Below are 13,676 nucleotides of genomic sequence, written 5' to 3'. Positions count from 1 at the left end.
CCGCCCGGCCGCACCCGGTCGTATCCGGTCGTATCCGTCGAGGAGTGACATGCGTAGCGAACTGCTTTCAGAACTGGCGCAGCAACTCAGGGTCGACTCGGTCCGTGTCGCCGACACGGCGGGTTCCGGACACCCGACCTCGTCGATGTCCGCGGCCGATCTCGCCGCCGTACTGCTGGCCAATCACCTCACGTACGACTTCGACCGGCCCGACCACCCGGGGAACGACCGGCTGATCTTCTCCAAGGGGCACGCCTCACCCCTGCTGTACTCCATGTATCTCGCGGCCGGCGCCGTGGACGAGTCGGAGTTCCGCACCTACCGCCGGGAAGGCAGCCGGCTCGAAGGCCACCCGACGCCCCGGCTGCCCTGGGTGGACGTCGCGACCGGCTCGCTCGGGCAGGGTCTGCCGGTGGGCGTCGGCATGGCGCTCGCCGGGCAGCGGCTGGCCAAGGTCCCGTACCGGGTGTGGGTGCTCTGCGGCGACAGCGAGATGGCCGAGGGGTCGATCTGGGAGGCCGCCGAGCACGCCGGATACCAGCGTCTCGACTCACTGACGATGATCGTCGACGTGAACCGGCTCGGCCAGCGCGGCCCCACCCGCCACGGGCGCGACCTCGGCGCGTACAGCCGAAGGCTGCACGCCTTCGGCTGGCACACCATCGAGGTCGACGGCCATGACATCGACGCGATCGAGGCGGCCTACAACGAGGCGCTCTCCACCGTCGGGGAGCCGACGGCGATCATCGCCGCCACCAGGAAGGGCCGGGGAGTCGCCGCCGTCGAGGACAAGGAGGGCTTTCACGGCAAGCCCCTGCCGGACGCGGCGGCGGCCATCGAGGAGCTGGGCGGCCGGCGCTCCCTGCGGGTCGAGGTGCGCAAGCCCGACTCGGCGGCCGACGCCGGGCGCCCCGAGGTCGGCCATCTGAACCTGCCGCGCTTCGACGTGGGCGACGCGATCGCCACCCGTGACGCGTACGGGCAGACCCTGACCGCGCTCGGCTCCGCCCGGAGCGACATCGTGGCGCTGGACGGCGAGGTAGGCGACTCGACCCGTACCGAGTTCTTCGCGAAGGAGCACCCCGAGCGCTACTTCGAGCTGTACATCGCCGAGCAGCAGCTGGTCGCCGCCGCCGTCGGCATGCAGGCCGGCGGTCTGATCCCGTACGCCTCCACCTTCGCGGCCTTCCTGACCCGCGCCCACGACTTCCTGCGGATGGCCACGGTCAGCCGCGCGTCGATCAGCGTCGTCGGCTCGCACGCCGGCGTCTCCATCGGCCAGGACGGGCCCTCCCAGATGGGCCTCGAAGACCTCGCCATGTTCCGTGCCCTGCACGGCAGTACGGTGCTCCAGCCGTGCGACGCGAACCAGACGACCCGGCTCGTCGCCGCGATGGCCGAACTGGAGGGCGTCAGCTATCTGCGCACGATGCGCGGGAAGACACCGGTCATCTACGGCCCCGACGAGCAGTTCCCGGTCGGCGGCAGCAAGGTGCTGCGGCACACCATCGACGACCGGATGACGCTCGTCGGCTCCGGGATCACCGTCCACGAGTGCCTCAAGGCCGCGGACCTGCTGGCCGCCGAGGGCATCACGGTCCGGGTGGTCGACCTGTACTCGGTCAAGCCGGCCGACGAGGTCACCCTCCAGGCCGCCGCGGCCGACACCGGCTGTCTGATCACGGTGGAGGATCACCACCCGCAGGGCGGCATCGGCGACGCCGTCGCCGAGGTGTTCTCCGACGGCCGGCCGGCGCCTCGGCTGGTGCGGCTCGGCGTACGGAACATGCCGGGGTCCGCGACGCCCGACCAGCAGCTGCGCGCCGCCGGCATCGACGCCGATTCGATCGCCGCCGCGGTGAAGCTCCTGACGGGCACCGCCGTGGTGCGCTGACGGACCGGCCGCCGACTCCCGGACACGGAATGTGTCGGTTTGCGGACGTTCGGTGATCGGCGCAGTGTGGACGGACCGGACAGCTTTCTGTCGGGCTGTCGCCCCCTGTCGCGAGAGGAACACCCAGCCATGAGCAAGTCCAAGGCGAAGGCCAAGGCCAAGCAGGTCACCGGAAAGGCCAAGGAGGCCGCGGGCCGGGCCACCGACGACAAGGGCCTCCAGGCCGAGGGCCGGGGCCAGAACATGATGGGCAAGGCCCGCGAGAAGGCGGCGAACGCCGCCGAGCGGGCCAAGAAGTCGCGCGACAGCTGATTCCCGCCGTGCGCACGGCGAGGGCGCGGCCCCGGAGCGTGTCGCACACGCCCCGGCGGGCCGCGCCCCGCCGCGTATGTCCGGGCATGCGCGGACATACGCGGCGGGGGAGGCGGGTCACAAGGGTCTTTTGCTCCGCCCGGTCATCCGGGCCGACTTCGGTGGATCACGTCGGTGATCGCGCCGGGAATCGCTTCGGGAATCGCTTCGGGAATCGGGAGATGAGCATGCTTCTGCCGGACAAGGCCGGGCTCGCCCAGCTTCTGCGCCGCTACCGGACCTGGGAGCAGTTGGTCCTCCAGGAGCCGCACAACCCGGTGCGACGGCGACGGCTGGACGATGTCGCCTACACCCTGTGCGTACTGATGGGACACCGCACCGCCCATGAGGCGATCCGCGCGGCGGAGTCGTATCTCGGCCGAAGCCACCGGCACCGGCACCGGGCGGCGCGGGCGCGCGGAGCCACCGAGACGCGCAAGGCGGCGGAGATCTCCCGCGCCGGGGAATTCTGAGGTCCCGTCGGCAACACCGGGCGCCGTCGACATCAACAGCAGCCGGAGAGAAAGGGTGTGAACGGTCATGGCCGAATTCCTCACCGACATCGAGACGATTCGCGAGCGTGCGCGCAAGGAGATCGAGAAAGGTCCGGTGACGGACGCCTACGGGGCGGATGTCGGGCGCGTCATCCAGGTCCTGAACGAGGCGCTGGCCACCGAGATCGTCTGCACCCTGCGCTACAAGCGGCACTACTACACCGCGACGGGGCTGTACGCGGAGCCGGTCGCCGCCGAATTCCTGGAGCACGCGGGGGAGGAGCAGGCGCACGCGGACAAGCTGGCCGAGCGGATCGTGCAGCTCGGCGGCGAGCCCGACTTCAATCCGGAGACCCTGACCGAGCGCTCGCACGCGCAGTACGACGCGAGCCTGGACCTGATCGAGATGATCAAGGAGGATCTGGTTGCCGAGCGGGTGGCCATCGCCTCCTACACGGAGATCGCGCAGTGGCTCGGGACCGGCGACCCCACCACGCGCCGGGTCTTCGAGGATCTGCTCGCGCAGGAGGAGGAGCACGCGGACGACCTGCGAAGCCTGCTGGAGCGGCTTCCGGGCAGTGCCAAGTCCTGACGGGCACGTGTGGTGTCCTCAAGCGCCGGACGGGCATGTGTGGTGTCCTCAAGCGCCGGACGGGCTCAAGAAGCCCGTCCGGCGCTTGAGGACGAACGCGCTGCGCGCAGTCGTCCAGCGGTTGCGCGGAGGGTCAGTTACCCACGGTGCGGCGCTTGCGCGCGGCCCACGTGATGCCCGCACCGGCGACGAGAATGACGGCCGCGGCGCCCGCGATCAGCGGGGTGGTGCTGGAGGAACCCGTCTCGGCGAGGTTGTCACCGGCGGGGCTCGGCTGCGACGACGGCACGGCGGCGGCAGTCGTCTTGCTCGGCTCCGGCTTCGGCTCCTCCGCCGGCGGCGTGGGCGTGGGCTCGTCCGGAGGCGTCGTCGACGGCTCAGGCCCAGGCTCGTTGCCTTCACAGACCGGCGCGGTCTTGGTGTCGTCGAGCGAACCGTCGTTGCCCGAACCGTCCTCCACCACCAGATGGAGGGTCAGTTCCTCGGTGTGCTCGGGCAGTTCGATCTTCTTGTGGTATTCGCCGCCGAACTTCTCGGTGGGCAGCAGGTCCTTGCCGTCGACCGTCAGGGTCACCGTGTTCTCTTTGTCGGCGGTGTAGTTGACGAGATCGACGCTCACCTCCGAGCAGGTCACGGCCCAGGCCGGGGTGTGCGCCACCGCCGGGGCGACGAAGAGGCCCACGCCGAGCGCACCCGCCGCCGCGACCGTCACGAGCGCCCCGGGGCGTCGCCACGATCTGTTGAATACAGTCACTGAAATCCTCCGCGGGAACCGCGCCGGCCGGATGGCGGCGCGGCGCGCACAGTACCGTCATTCGGGCCCGACTCCGCACGCACCCCTGCTGACTTGACCGTCCCATGGGGCTGGTGTGCCCGAATGACGGTGCTACGCACGCCACTTTGCTTGCTCCGAGCCCCTTGCCGCGCCCTTGTCTCGTTTGTAACTTGGCGCAGATGCTTCGTAGGAAGCGCTTTCTGCGCGGGTCGGACTCGCACCGTCCGAGCCGCACCGTCCGAGCGGATGAGGTGAGCGGGATGCCCAAGTCCGGAACAACAGGGAGAAGCCGACTGGCCATTGCGGCGGGGGTGTTGCTGATGGCGCTCTTCGTGCCACCGGCAGCCGCTCGTGAGGACGGCCCGATCGCCGATCCACTGCCCGATCCGACACTCTCCAAAATTGGCCTGGTTCTTGACGAGTTCTCGACGCTCCCCAAGTCGGAACCGGTACCGCCGCCGACCGACGACCGGCTGAAGCGCTGGGCCCGGATCAACTTCGTCGGTGAAGTCCCCGACGGATCGGGCCGGTTGTACGTCCCCGACCTCAACGGCAAGCTGCACCTGGTGAACGGGGCGGGCACGCCCACCGAGTATCTGGACGTCGGCGCCGCCGTCGGCCCCGACTTCTGGTCCCACCAAGGGCTCGGCAGCGGCTTCGGATTCGTCGCGTTCCACCCGCGGTTCGCCGACAACGGCCGGTTCTACACCGTCCACACCGAGGCCCGGGGCGCGCTCACCGCCAAGCGTCCGGACCTGCCGTCCGGCGGAGTCACCGTCGTCCACAGCGTCGTCACGGAGTGGACGGCCGACGACCCGGCCGCCGCGACCTTCACCGGCTCGCGCCGCGAGGTGATGCGGCTCGGCTTCCAGAGCACCATCCACGACATCCAGGAGATCAACTTCAACCCCAACGCCCGCCCCGGGGACAAGGATTACGGGCTGCTCTACATCGCGGCCGGCGACGGTGGAGCCGGCTGGCGGAGTTCGGTGCCGCAGGATCTGTACGTACCGCAGGGCAAGATCCTGCGCATCGACCCGCGCGGCGACAACGGACCCGGCGGCAAGTACGGCATCCCGGCGTCGAACCCCTTCGTGCACCGGCAGCACGCGCTCGGCGAGATCTACGCGTACGGCTTCCGCGACCCGCACCGGTTCAGCTGGGACTCGGGCGGCACCGGTCAGCTGTTCGTCGGGAACATCGGTGAGCACCGCATCGAGTCCGTGTACGACGTCAGGGCCGGTGACAACCTCGGCTGGAGCGATCGCGAGGGACCCTTCGAGTACCGCAAGGAGGGCAATCCGACCTGTGGCGTCTACCAACTGCCGGACAACGACGGGCAGTACGGCTACACCTACCCGGTCGCGGCCTTCGACCACGTGCCGCCGCCGGACACCCCGTGCGCCGACAGCGGCAACGCGCTGATCGGCGGCTTCGTCTACCGGGGCGCGAAGATCCCCGAGTTGCGGGGCAAGTACGTCTACGGCGAGGGCGTCGGCGGCCGGATCTTCTACTCCGAGGTGGCGGACATGCGCCGTGGCGGGCCGCTCGCCGAGGTCCACCAGTTCAAGGTTCTCGACGCGGCGGGCGCGACGACCTCGATGGCGGAGCTGGCCGGGGACGAGCGGGTCGACCTCCGGTTCGGCACGGACCGCGCGGGTGAGCTGTACGTGCTCGCGAAGGCCAACGGCAAGATCTGGAAGGTGACCGGTGCGCGCTGACACGACGGGGCGTGGCCGTCTCGCCCTTGCCCTCGCGCTGGCGGCGACGCTCCTGGTCACGGGCTTCGCCCCGGCGGCCGGGTCTTCGTCGGGCGGGCCTTCATCGGCCGGGTCTTCGCCGGACGGGGCTCCGGGCAGGCCCGCGCACCCGCCGCGCCCGGTCGCCGCGTACGACTTCGAGCACCCCGTCCCCGGTGACCGCGCCCGCGAGCGGGACCGGGGCCGGTCGGGCACCACCATCGAACTCGTCAACGGCGGCGCCCGCTCGCGGGTGACGGACGACGAGCGGCCCGGCCGCGTCCTGCGGACACGCCAGATCTCGCCCGCGACGGCGAGTAGTGACGACTGGAAGGCCGGCGTGTACGGCCCGCAGCGGGTGCCGACCCTGCGCGCCTTCAACGGCGCGCGGCAGACCACCGTCATGGGCTGGTTCCGGATGTCCGGCGACAACAACCCCGCGCCGAACTCCAACACCCCTGATCCGGACGACCGTTACCAAGCGATCGGCCTCGCCGGGATCCTCTCGGGCACCTCGCAGGGCCACGACGTACGCGCCCTGCTCGAACTCATCACGGTCGAGGGGGAGATGAAGGTCGTCGCGCTCGGCCGCCGCCTGGACGGCGGGAGTTCACAGACCTTCGCCGCCGACGCCGACTGGCGGCGGATCCTGCCGCCCGACACCTGGGTGTCCCTCGCCGCGACGTTCGACTTCGACACCGGCACGATGGCGCTGTACCGCGACGGCCGCGCGCTGCCCGGCCGGCACATCGTGGCGGGCGACCCGTGGGAGGTGGCGGGGCCACCGGAACCCGACGCCGCCTCACCCACCGATCCGCGCGGCATCAAGATCGGCGGCAGCTATCCGCAGAACACCCAGGAGGGCAATCCCTGCGACTGCCGGATGGACGACCTGATGTTCTTCGACCGGGCGCTCACGCCCGCCGAGATCATGTCGCAGTACCGGCGGACGCGAGGATAATGGGCCGGTAGGGGGCGCTGTCCTTGATCGCCGGACGGGCCGAATCGCCGGACGGGCCGGGGAGGCCCGTCCGGCGACGCCCCCTTCCGAACCGGCGAGGGCCGGCTCCCGGCGGACCTCGTAAGGAGTGCCCCATGGCGAAGGAATCGCTGACACCGCAGGAGATCGACGACCGGCTCGCGGTGCTGCCCGAATGGTCCGCCGAGGACGGCAGGATCACCCGCAGCTACCGTCTCGCCGACCACTTCGCCGCGACGGCGATGGTCGTGCACATCGCGCGGATCCAGGAGGAGCTGAACCACCACTCCGATCTCACCCTCGGCTACAACACCGTGGACCTGGCGGTGAACTCGCACGACGTGGGCGGCATCACCGAGCGCGATTTCGATCTGGCCGCCCGGGTCGAGGAGATCGCGCCCACACACGGCGCGCGCTGAGACGCGGTACGGCGGCGACGGTACGACGGTACGGCCCGCGCCCGGGGCCACCTTCGGCGCGTCTAATCTGGCCGTTATGGACGCACTCGCCGGACTTCTCGACGGACCCCGCGCCCGAGGGGCCTTCCTGCTGCGCATGGTGATGGAACCGCCGTGGTCCCTGCGGATCGAGGACCACGCCCCCCTGTGCCTGATGTGCGTCACCCATGGCGAGGCGTGGCTCGTACACGGTTCGGGCACGGCGCCCGTCCTGCTGCGCCCCGGCGACATCGCGGTGGTGCGGGGTGGCCCGGAGGCGTACACCGTCACCGACGCTCCCGGCAGCGCGCCGCAGGCCGTCATCGGTCCCGGCGGCACCTGCCACACCCCGCACGGCGAACCTCTCGCGCAGTCCATGCGGCTGGGCGTACGGACCTGGGGCAACGCCCCCGACGGGTCGTCGACGGTGCTCGTCGGCACCTACCAGATGGACGGCGAGGTCAGCCGGCGGCTGCTCGACGCGCTGCCCGACGTGCTCCACCTGCCCGCCGACGCCTGGGACTGTCCGCTGCTGCCGGTCCTGGACGACGAGATGTCACGGGACGACCCCGGCCAGAGCGTGGTGCTCGACCGGGTGCTCGACCTGCTGCTGATCGGTGTGCTGCGGACCTGGTTCTCCCGCCCCGACGCGGCGGCGCCCGGCTGGTACCGGGCGATGGGCGACCCGGTGGTGGGCCGGGCGCTCCGGCTGCTCCAGAACGAGCCGGCACATCCCTGGACGGTCGCGTCGCTCGCCGCGAGGTGCGGGGTCTCCCGCGCGGCGCTCGCCCGCCGTTTCACCGCGCTGGTGGGTGAGTCCCCGATGGCGTATCTCGCCGACTGGCGGCTCTCGTTGGCCGCCGACCGGCTGCGCGAGACGGACGCCACGGTCGAGTCGATCGCCCGACAGGTCGGCTACGGCGGCTCGTACGCGCTGAGCGCTGCCTTCAAGCGGGTACGGGGCATCAGCCCGCAGGAACACCGGACGGGTGTCAGGCCCGTCCGGTGACCGAGGGCCGCGCACGCCTCAGCTGTCGAACGTGTCCGGGTCCAGGCCCAGCCGGGTCCCGGAGTCCAGCGCCGTGAGCGCCGCCAGGTCCTCCGCGTCCAGTTCGAAGCCGAACGGCTCGAAGTTCTCCTTGATCCGCGACGGCGTCACGGACTTCGGGATCACCACATTGCCCAGCTGAAGGTGCCAGCGGAGCACGATCTGCGCGGCGGTCCGCTCGTGCTTGTGGGCGATCGCCAGCACCGTCGGGACCTCAAGCAGCCCCTTGCCGGAGCCCAGCGGCGACCAGGCCTCCGTCGTGATGCCGTGCTCGGCGTTGACGGCACGCACCTCGGTCTGCTGAAGCAGCGGGTGCAGCTCCACCTGGTTGACCGCGGGCACGACCGACGTCTCGTCCAGCAGCCGCCGCAGATGCGCGGGCTGGAAGTTGGACACGCCGATCGCCCTCGACCGGCCGCTCTCGGCGATCTCCTCGAACGCGCGCCAGATGGTGAGGTAGTCGTCGCGCACGGCGCGCGGCCAGTGGATCAGATACAGGTCGACGTGGTCGAGACCGAGCTTCGACAGGGACGTGTCGAACGCGCGCAGGACGCTGTCGCGCGTCCACGTCTCCTTCTTGCTGTTCCACAACTTGGTGGTGACGAAGAGGTCTTCGCGGGCGATCCCGGAGGCGCCGATCGCCTTGCCCGTGCCCTCTTCGTTCCCGTAAATCGCTGCCGTGTCGATGCTGCGGTAGCCGACCTCCAGGGCCGTGCCGACCGCCCGCGCCGCCTCGTCGTCGGGGACCTGCCAGACACCGAACCCCAATTGGGGCATTTCGACGCCGTTGTTGAGGGTGAGGGAGGGGGCCATACTCACGTGCGGTCGATCCTTACGTCGTCGGTTGATTCTCGGGGGCTCAACGTACGCGGACGCGCCCGCATTCCCACACCCGCCCACCCGCGCCCAGCCACCCGCCCCGCCCCGCCCCGCATCCCCGGTCACCGGTAGAGCGCGTCCACCTCGACCGTGTACGCCGTCTCGATCGCCTTGCGCTTGAGCTTCAGCGACGGTGTCAGCAGCCCGCGCTCCTCGCTGAAGGGATGCGCCAGGATCCGGAACGTACGGATCGACTCGGCCTGCGACACCAGCGTGTTGGCCGCCACCACCGCGCGACGGACCTCCAGCTCCAGATCCGGGTCGCGCACCAGGTCCACCGGCCGCAGCCGCGGTTTGCCCCGCATCGCGAGCCAGTGCTCGACGGCCTCCTGGTCGACGGTCACCAGCGCGGCGATGTGCGGCCGGTCGTTGCCGACGACGATGCACTGCGCGACCAGCGGATGGGCCCGTACGCGCTCCTCCAGGACGGCCGGCGACACGCTCTTGCCGCCCGACGTCACCAGGATCTCCTTCTTCCGCCCGGTGATGGTCAGATACCCGTCCTCGTCGAGCGCGCCGAGGTCGCCCGTGGCGAGCCAGCCGTCCCGCAGGACGGCGTCGGTGGCCTTCGGGTCGTTGAGATAGCCGCTGAAGATGTGCCCGCCGTGCAGCCACACCTCGCCGTCCTTCGCGATGTGCACCGTGGTCCCGGGAATGGGTTGGCCGACCGTCCCGTAGTGGGTGCGCTCCGGCGGGTTGGCCGTCGCCGCCGCGCTGGACTCCGTCAGGCCGTAGCCCTCGAACACCGTGACGCCCGCGCCCTCGAAGAAGAGGCCGAGCCGCCGGTCCATGCCCGAGCCGCCCGACATCGCGTGCCGCACCCGGCCGCCCATCGCGTCGCGCACCTTGGAGTACACGGCCTTCTCGAAGAACTGGTGCTGGATCCGCAGCCCCGCCGACGGGCCGGGGCCGAGCCCGAACGCCTTGTCCTCCATGGCCTCCGCGTGCTTCACCGCCACATCCACGGCCTTGTCGAACGGCCCCGTCCGCCCGTCCCGCTCGGCCTTTCGGCGCGCGGCGTGGAAGATCTTCTCGAAGATGTACGGCACGGCCAGGATGAAGCTCGGCCGGAACGCGGCCAGATCCGGCAGCAGTTCGGCCGCCCGCATCACCGGCTGGTGGCCGAGCTTCACCCGCCCCCGGATCGCGGCGATCTCGACCATGCGGCCGAAGACGTGCGCGAGGGGCAGGAAGAGCAGCGTCGACGCCTCGTCGCCGCGCTTGGAGTGGAAGACCGGCTCCCAGCGGGCGATCATCGTGTCCGTCTCGAACATGAAGTTCGCGTGCGTGATCACACAGCCCTTGGGGCGTCCGGTGGTGCCCGAGGTGTAGATGACCGTGGCCGTGGAGTCGGGAGTCACCGCCCGGCAGTGCCGGTGCACCACCTCGTCGTCGATCTCGGCGCCGGCGGCGGTCAGTTCGGCGACGGCGCCCGCGTCCAGCTGCCACAGCCGCTTGAGGTGGGGGAGCCGGTCGATCACCGAGCCGACGGTCATCGCGTGGTCCTCGTGCTCGACCACGCAGGCCGACACCTCGGCGTCGTACAGCATCCAGTAGACCTGCTCGGCGGACGACGTCGGGTAGACCGGCACGGACTGGGCGCCGATCGACCACAGCGCGAAGTCGAAGACCGTCCACTCGTACCGGGTACGGCACATGATCGCGACCCGGTCGCCGAACCGGACACCGTGCGCCAGCAACCCCTTCGCCAGAGCCAGCACCTCATCGCGGAAGCCGGCCGAACTCACGTCCCGCCACACGCCGTCGGGGCCGCCCTTGTGCCCGAGCGCGACGCGGTCGGGATCGTCCAGCGCATGATCGAATACGACGTCCGCCAGCCCACCCACATGGGGAGCGGACGCCATGGGTCGGACAGTGAACTCGCGCAATGACCTGCTCCTTGTGGCGCTCCGCACGGCGCCGTGACGGTACCCCAGGGGACAGTCGGGCGGCAGGGCGCGGACGGAAGGCGTACCTCGTTGCATCGCTCCAGGTCAGAGGCCGGAACGAGGTTCCGGGGAGAGGCCGGGGACGGTCTTCTGACCGTAGAGTAAGTGTGCTTGGAGTGAATCTCCACCGAATCTGTACGGTGCGATTACGCCCCCGGCCGGAGGGCCGGGACTTGGCCTGTACCAGCGCACCGCCCTGGCGGGTTTCCGTCGTGGACCGACGCCGTGTCACCTGTGACAGGTGAGATGTGTGGGGCGGAGCTGCGCGCTTCAGCGCGTGTCGGCGGGGCGGTGCAGCCGGTCGCCGCCCGCCAGGATGGCGGCGGCGAGCGCGTCCGCCAGGCTCCGGTCGGAAGGCCCTGCCGCTCCCGGCGCCCGCTCCCGACGCCCATGCCCGCCCCGCCGCCCATGCAGCAGGACGAAGTCGACGCCGCCCAGCTCCGGCAGCCCAGCGCGGGCCGGCACCGGCACCAGGCCCGGCGGAATCAGGCCACGCGTGTGCGCCATCACGCCGAGCCCCGCGCGGGCCGCCGCGATCAGCCCGCTCAGGCTCGCGCTCGTACAGGCGATGCGCCACGCGCGGCCGTCCGCCTCCAGCACCTCCAGCGCGCGGGCGCGCGTGATGCCGGGCGCCGGGAAGAGGATCAGCGGCACCGGGCGCTCGGGGTCGATCCGCAGCCGCGGCGCCCCGATCCAGGTCAGCGTGGACTGCCAGACCAACTCGCCGTGCGTGTCACCGCCCCGGCGCTTGGCCAGCACCAGATCCAGCTCACCGGCGGCCAGCCGCTCGTGCAGCGTGCCGGACAGCTCGACGGACAGCTCCAGATCGACCTCGGGATGATCGGTGCGGAACGACTCCAGGATCTCGGGCAGCCGCGTCAGGACGAAGTCCTCGGACGCGCCGAAGCGGAGCCTGCCCCGCAGCCGGGTCCCGGAGAAGTACGCCGCCGCCCGCTCGTGGGCCGCCAGGATCGTACGGGCGAAGCCGAGCATGGCCTCGCCGTCCTCGGTCAGCTCCACGCTGTGCGTGTCCCGTGTGAAGAGCTGCCGCTCCCCGGCCGCCGCCTCCAGCCGCCGTACGTGCTGGCTGACCGTCGACTGCCGTACGTCGAGACGCCGCGCGGCCTGCGTGAAGCTCAGGGTCTGCGCCACGGCCAGGAAGGTGCGGAGCTGCGCCGGGTCGTACATGTCGTACATGCGGCCCAGGGTAGCTCCCGTCATCGCGGAACGTGATGACAGTCAGAGCCGTATGCGGGATTCCCGATCAAGCTCGGACCCAGGACGATGGAGAGCGCGCGATCCGTCCCGGAACACGGACAAGATCCAGAACACCGCAAGAGCCAGTGGAGCAGATGAACCGCCGCCGCCGCCGTACCTCGTCCCGCAGTCCGCGCCCGCGCCGGCCGGGCGCTTCTCCCCGTCGGCGCCGCTTCGCGCGGCTGCCGTCCCGGCTGCCGGTCGACCCGTACATCCTCGCCCTCCTCGGCACCGTCGGCCTCGCGGCGCTGCTGCCCGCGTCCGGCACCACGGCGGACGTGGCGGGCGGGGCGACGACCGGCGCGGTCGCGCTCCTGTTCTTCCTGTACGGCGCCCGGCTCTCGACCCGCGAGGCGGTGGACGGGCTCAAGAGCTGGCGGCTCCATCTGACCGTCCTGGCCTGCACGTTCCTGATCTTCCCGGTGCTGGGGCTGGCGGCGCGCGGGCTCGTGCCCTTCGTCCTGACACCGGAGCTGTACAGCGGGCTGCTCTTCCTCTGCCTGGTGCCGTCGACGATCCAGTCGTCCATCGCCTTCACCTCCATGGCACGCGGCAACGTACCCGCGGCGATCTGCGCCGGATCCTTCTCCAGCATCGCGGGCATCGTCGCGACACCGCTGCTCGCCGCCCTGCTGATCGGCGGCGGCGCCAACGGGTTCTCGCCCGACGGGCTGCTGCGGATCGTGGCGCAACTGCTGCTGCCCTTCGTGGCGGGGCAGTTGCTACGGCGCTGGGTCGGCGGATTCCTCACCCGGCACCGCACACTGCTGGGCCGGGTGGACCGCGGTTCGATCCTGCTGGTCGTTTACACGGCCTTCAGCCAGGGCATGGTCGCCGGCGTCTGGAACCAGGTGACCCCGGCGAGGCTCGGTGCGCTGTTCGCGGTCGAGGTGGTGCTGCTCGCGCTGATGCTGACGGTGACCTGGTACGGGGCGCGGCGGCTGGGCTTCGACCGGGCGGACCGGGTGGCGATCCAGTTCGCCGGGTCGAAGAAGTCCCTGGCGGCCGGCCTGCCGATGGCGAGCGTGCTGTTCGGCGCACAGGCCAGTCTGGCGGTGCTGCCGCTGATGCTGTTCCACATGCTGCAACTGGTGGTCTGCGCGACGATCGCGAAGCGGCGTTCGCGAGACCCACTGCGCGAAGACACCGTGTCCGGCGATCCGCTGTCGGACAAGGCGACGCCGGTCGGCGCGGGGCTGGGGGCGGGGCGGTGACCAGTGCCCCTGGACCCACTGCGCGATGACACTGTGTCCGGCGATCCGCTGTCGGACAAGGCGACGCC

13 protein-coding genes are annotated in these 13,676 nt (G+C 71.0%); 9 read left to right on the top strand and 4 right to left on the bottom strand.

The genetic code is table 11. The annotated features are described in order from the left end of the window. Positions 1-49 precede the first annotated feature (49 nt). The 4 genes from OG700_RS05100 (at position 50) to OG700_RS05085 (ending at position 3,331) form a co-directional block, all read left to right on the top strand. Positions 50-1,894, top strand: coding sequence for a transketolase (locus OG700_RS05100; RefSeq protein ID WP_405609501.1), 1,845 nt, complete (start codon positions 50-52; stop codon positions 1,892-1,894). Between the two features lie 129 nt (positions 1,895-2,023). Beyond that, positions 2,024-2,206, top strand: a complete 183-nt coding sequence (locus tag OG700_RS05095) for a CsbD family protein (RefSeq protein WP_405609498.1) — start codon at positions 2,024-2,026, stop codon at positions 2,204-2,206. A gap of 221 nt (positions 2,207-2,427) precedes the next feature. Continuing rightward, on the top strand, positions 2,428-2,718 hold the full coding sequence (locus OG700_RS05090) for a DUF5133 domain-containing protein (RefSeq protein WP_405609495.1): 291 nt from the start codon (positions 2,428-2,430) through the stop codon (positions 2,716-2,718). A gap of 67 nt (positions 2,719-2,785) precedes the next feature. After that, entirely contained in the window at positions 2,786-3,331 is a 546-nt protein-coding gene (locus OG700_RS05085; RefSeq protein ID WP_405609492.1) for a bacterioferritin, read from the top strand. A 133-nt stretch (positions 3,332-3,464) separates the two neighbouring features. On the opposite strand, the gene OG700_RS05080 is transcribed toward OG700_RS05085, so the two are convergent. Beyond that, the gene (locus OG700_RS05080; protein ID WP_405609489.1) at positions 3,465-4,085 is read right to left on the bottom strand and encodes an LAETG motif-containing sortase-dependent surface protein; all 621 of its coding nucleotides are present in this window, start codon (positions 4,083-4,085) and stop codon (positions 3,465-3,467) included. A 341-nt stretch (positions 4,086-4,426) separates the two neighbouring features. Between OG700_RS05080 and OG700_RS05075 the strand changes: the two genes are divergently transcribed. From OG700_RS05075 to OG700_RS05060, 4 genes are all read left to right on the top strand, one after another. Then, a complete protein-coding gene (locus OG700_RS05075; protein ID WP_405609486.1) occupies positions 4,427-5,827 on the top strand; it encodes a PQQ-dependent sugar dehydrogenase in 1,401 nt (466 codons plus the stop codon). Beyond that, a complete protein-coding gene (locus OG700_RS05070; RefSeq protein WP_405609483.1) occupies positions 5,817-6,806 on the top strand; it encodes a LamG-like jellyroll fold domain-containing protein in 990 nt (329 codons plus the stop codon). Before OG700_RS05075 ends, OG700_RS05070 begins: the two co-directional genes overlap by 11 nt. 134 nt (positions 6,807-6,940) lie before the next feature. Continuing rightward, positions 6,941-7,243 carry a 4a-hydroxytetrahydrobiopterin dehydratase gene (locus tag OG700_RS05065; RefSeq protein WP_405609480.1) on the top strand — a complete coding sequence of 101 codons (303 nt, stop codon included), beginning with the start codon at positions 6,941-6,943 and terminating at the stop codon, positions 7,241-7,243. A gap of 76 nt (positions 7,244-7,319) precedes the next feature. Beyond that, positions 7,320-8,270, top strand: coding sequence for an AraC family transcriptional regulator (locus tag OG700_RS05060; RefSeq protein ID WP_405609477.1), 951 nt, complete (start codon positions 7,320-7,322; stop codon positions 8,268-8,270). 18 nt (positions 8,271-8,288) lie between these two features. Here OG700_RS05060 and OG700_RS05055 read toward each other — a convergent pair whose 3' ends face one another. The 3 genes from OG700_RS05055 to OG700_RS05045 all read right to left on the bottom strand — a co-directional run bounded on the left by OG700_RS05055 (position 8,289) and on the right by OG700_RS05045 (position 12,334). Then, the gene (locus OG700_RS05055; RefSeq protein ID WP_405609474.1) at positions 8,289-9,128 is read right to left on the bottom strand and encodes an aldo/keto reductase; all 840 of its coding nucleotides are present in this window, start codon (positions 9,126-9,128) and stop codon (positions 8,289-8,291) included. Positions 9,129-9,250: 122 nt separating this feature from the next. Beyond that, positions 9,251-11,053, bottom strand: a complete 1,803-nt coding sequence (locus OG700_RS05050) for an AMP-dependent synthetase/ligase (RefSeq protein ID WP_405609471.1) — start codon at positions 11,051-11,053, stop codon at positions 9,251-9,253. A gap of 354 nt (positions 11,054-11,407) precedes the next feature. Continuing rightward, the gene (locus OG700_RS05045) at positions 11,408-12,334 is read right to left on the bottom strand and encodes a LysR substrate-binding domain-containing protein (protein WP_405609468.1); all 927 of its coding nucleotides are present in this window, start codon (positions 12,332-12,334) and stop codon (positions 11,408-11,410) included. 155 nt (positions 12,335-12,489) lie between these two features. On the opposite strand from OG700_RS05045, the gene OG700_RS05040 reads away from it, so the two are divergent. Further along, complete coding sequence (locus OG700_RS05040; RefSeq protein WP_405621453.1) at positions 12,490-13,608, top strand: bile acid:sodium symporter family protein; 1,119 nt, start codon at positions 12,490-12,492, stop codon at positions 13,606-13,608. The last annotated feature ends 68 nt before the right edge of the window (positions 13,609-13,676 follow it).

Origin of the sequence: Streptomyces sp. NBC_01508, assembly GCF_045040315.1 — a bacterium.
GTDB lineage: Bacteria > Actinomycetota > Actinomycetes > Streptomycetales > Streptomycetaceae > Streptomyces.
The sequence above is the reverse complement of the archived record's forward strand: the minus strand, read 5'-3'. Positions and strand labels throughout refer to the sequence as shown.

Bases quoted from the DNA above. Each gene is read 5' to 3' on its own strand.
- OG700_RS05100 (WP_405609501.1), top strand. From the start codon at position 50: ATGCGTAGCGAACTGCTTTCAGAACTGGCGCAGCAACTCAGGGTCGAC.
- OG700_RS05095 (WP_405609498.1), top strand. From the start codon at position 2,024: ATGAGCAAGTCCAAGGCGAAGGCCAAGGCCAAGCAGGTCACCGGAAAG.
- OG700_RS05090 (WP_405609495.1), top strand. From the start codon at position 2,428: ATGAGCATGCTTCTGCCGGACAAGGCCGGGCTCGCCCAGCTTCTGCGC.
- OG700_RS05085 (WP_405609492.1), top strand. From the start codon at position 2,786: ATGGCCGAATTCCTCACCGACATCGAGACGATTCGCGAGCGTGCGCGC.
- OG700_RS05075 (WP_405609486.1), top strand. From the start codon at position 4,427: ATGGCGCTCTTCGTGCCACCGGCAGCCGCTCGTGAGGACGGCCCGATC.
- OG700_RS05065 (WP_405609480.1), top strand. From the start codon at position 6,941: ATGGCGAAGGAATCGCTGACACCGCAGGAGATCGACGACCGGCTCGCG.
- OG700_RS05060 (WP_405609477.1), top strand. From the start codon at position 7,320: ATGGACGCACTCGCCGGACTTCTCGACGGACCCCGCGCCCGAGGGGCC.
- OG700_RS05050 (WP_405609471.1), bottom strand. From the start codon at position 11,053: ATGGCGTCCGCTCCCCATGTGGGTGGGCTGGCGGACGTCGTATTCGAT.
- OG700_RS05045 (WP_405609468.1), bottom strand. From the start codon at position 12,334: ATGTACGACATGTACGACCCGGCGCAGCTCCGCACCTTCCTGGCCGTG.
- OG700_RS05040 (WP_405621453.1), top strand. From the start codon at position 12,490: ATGAACCGCCGCCGCCGCCGTACCTCGTCCCGCAGTCCGCGCCCGCGC.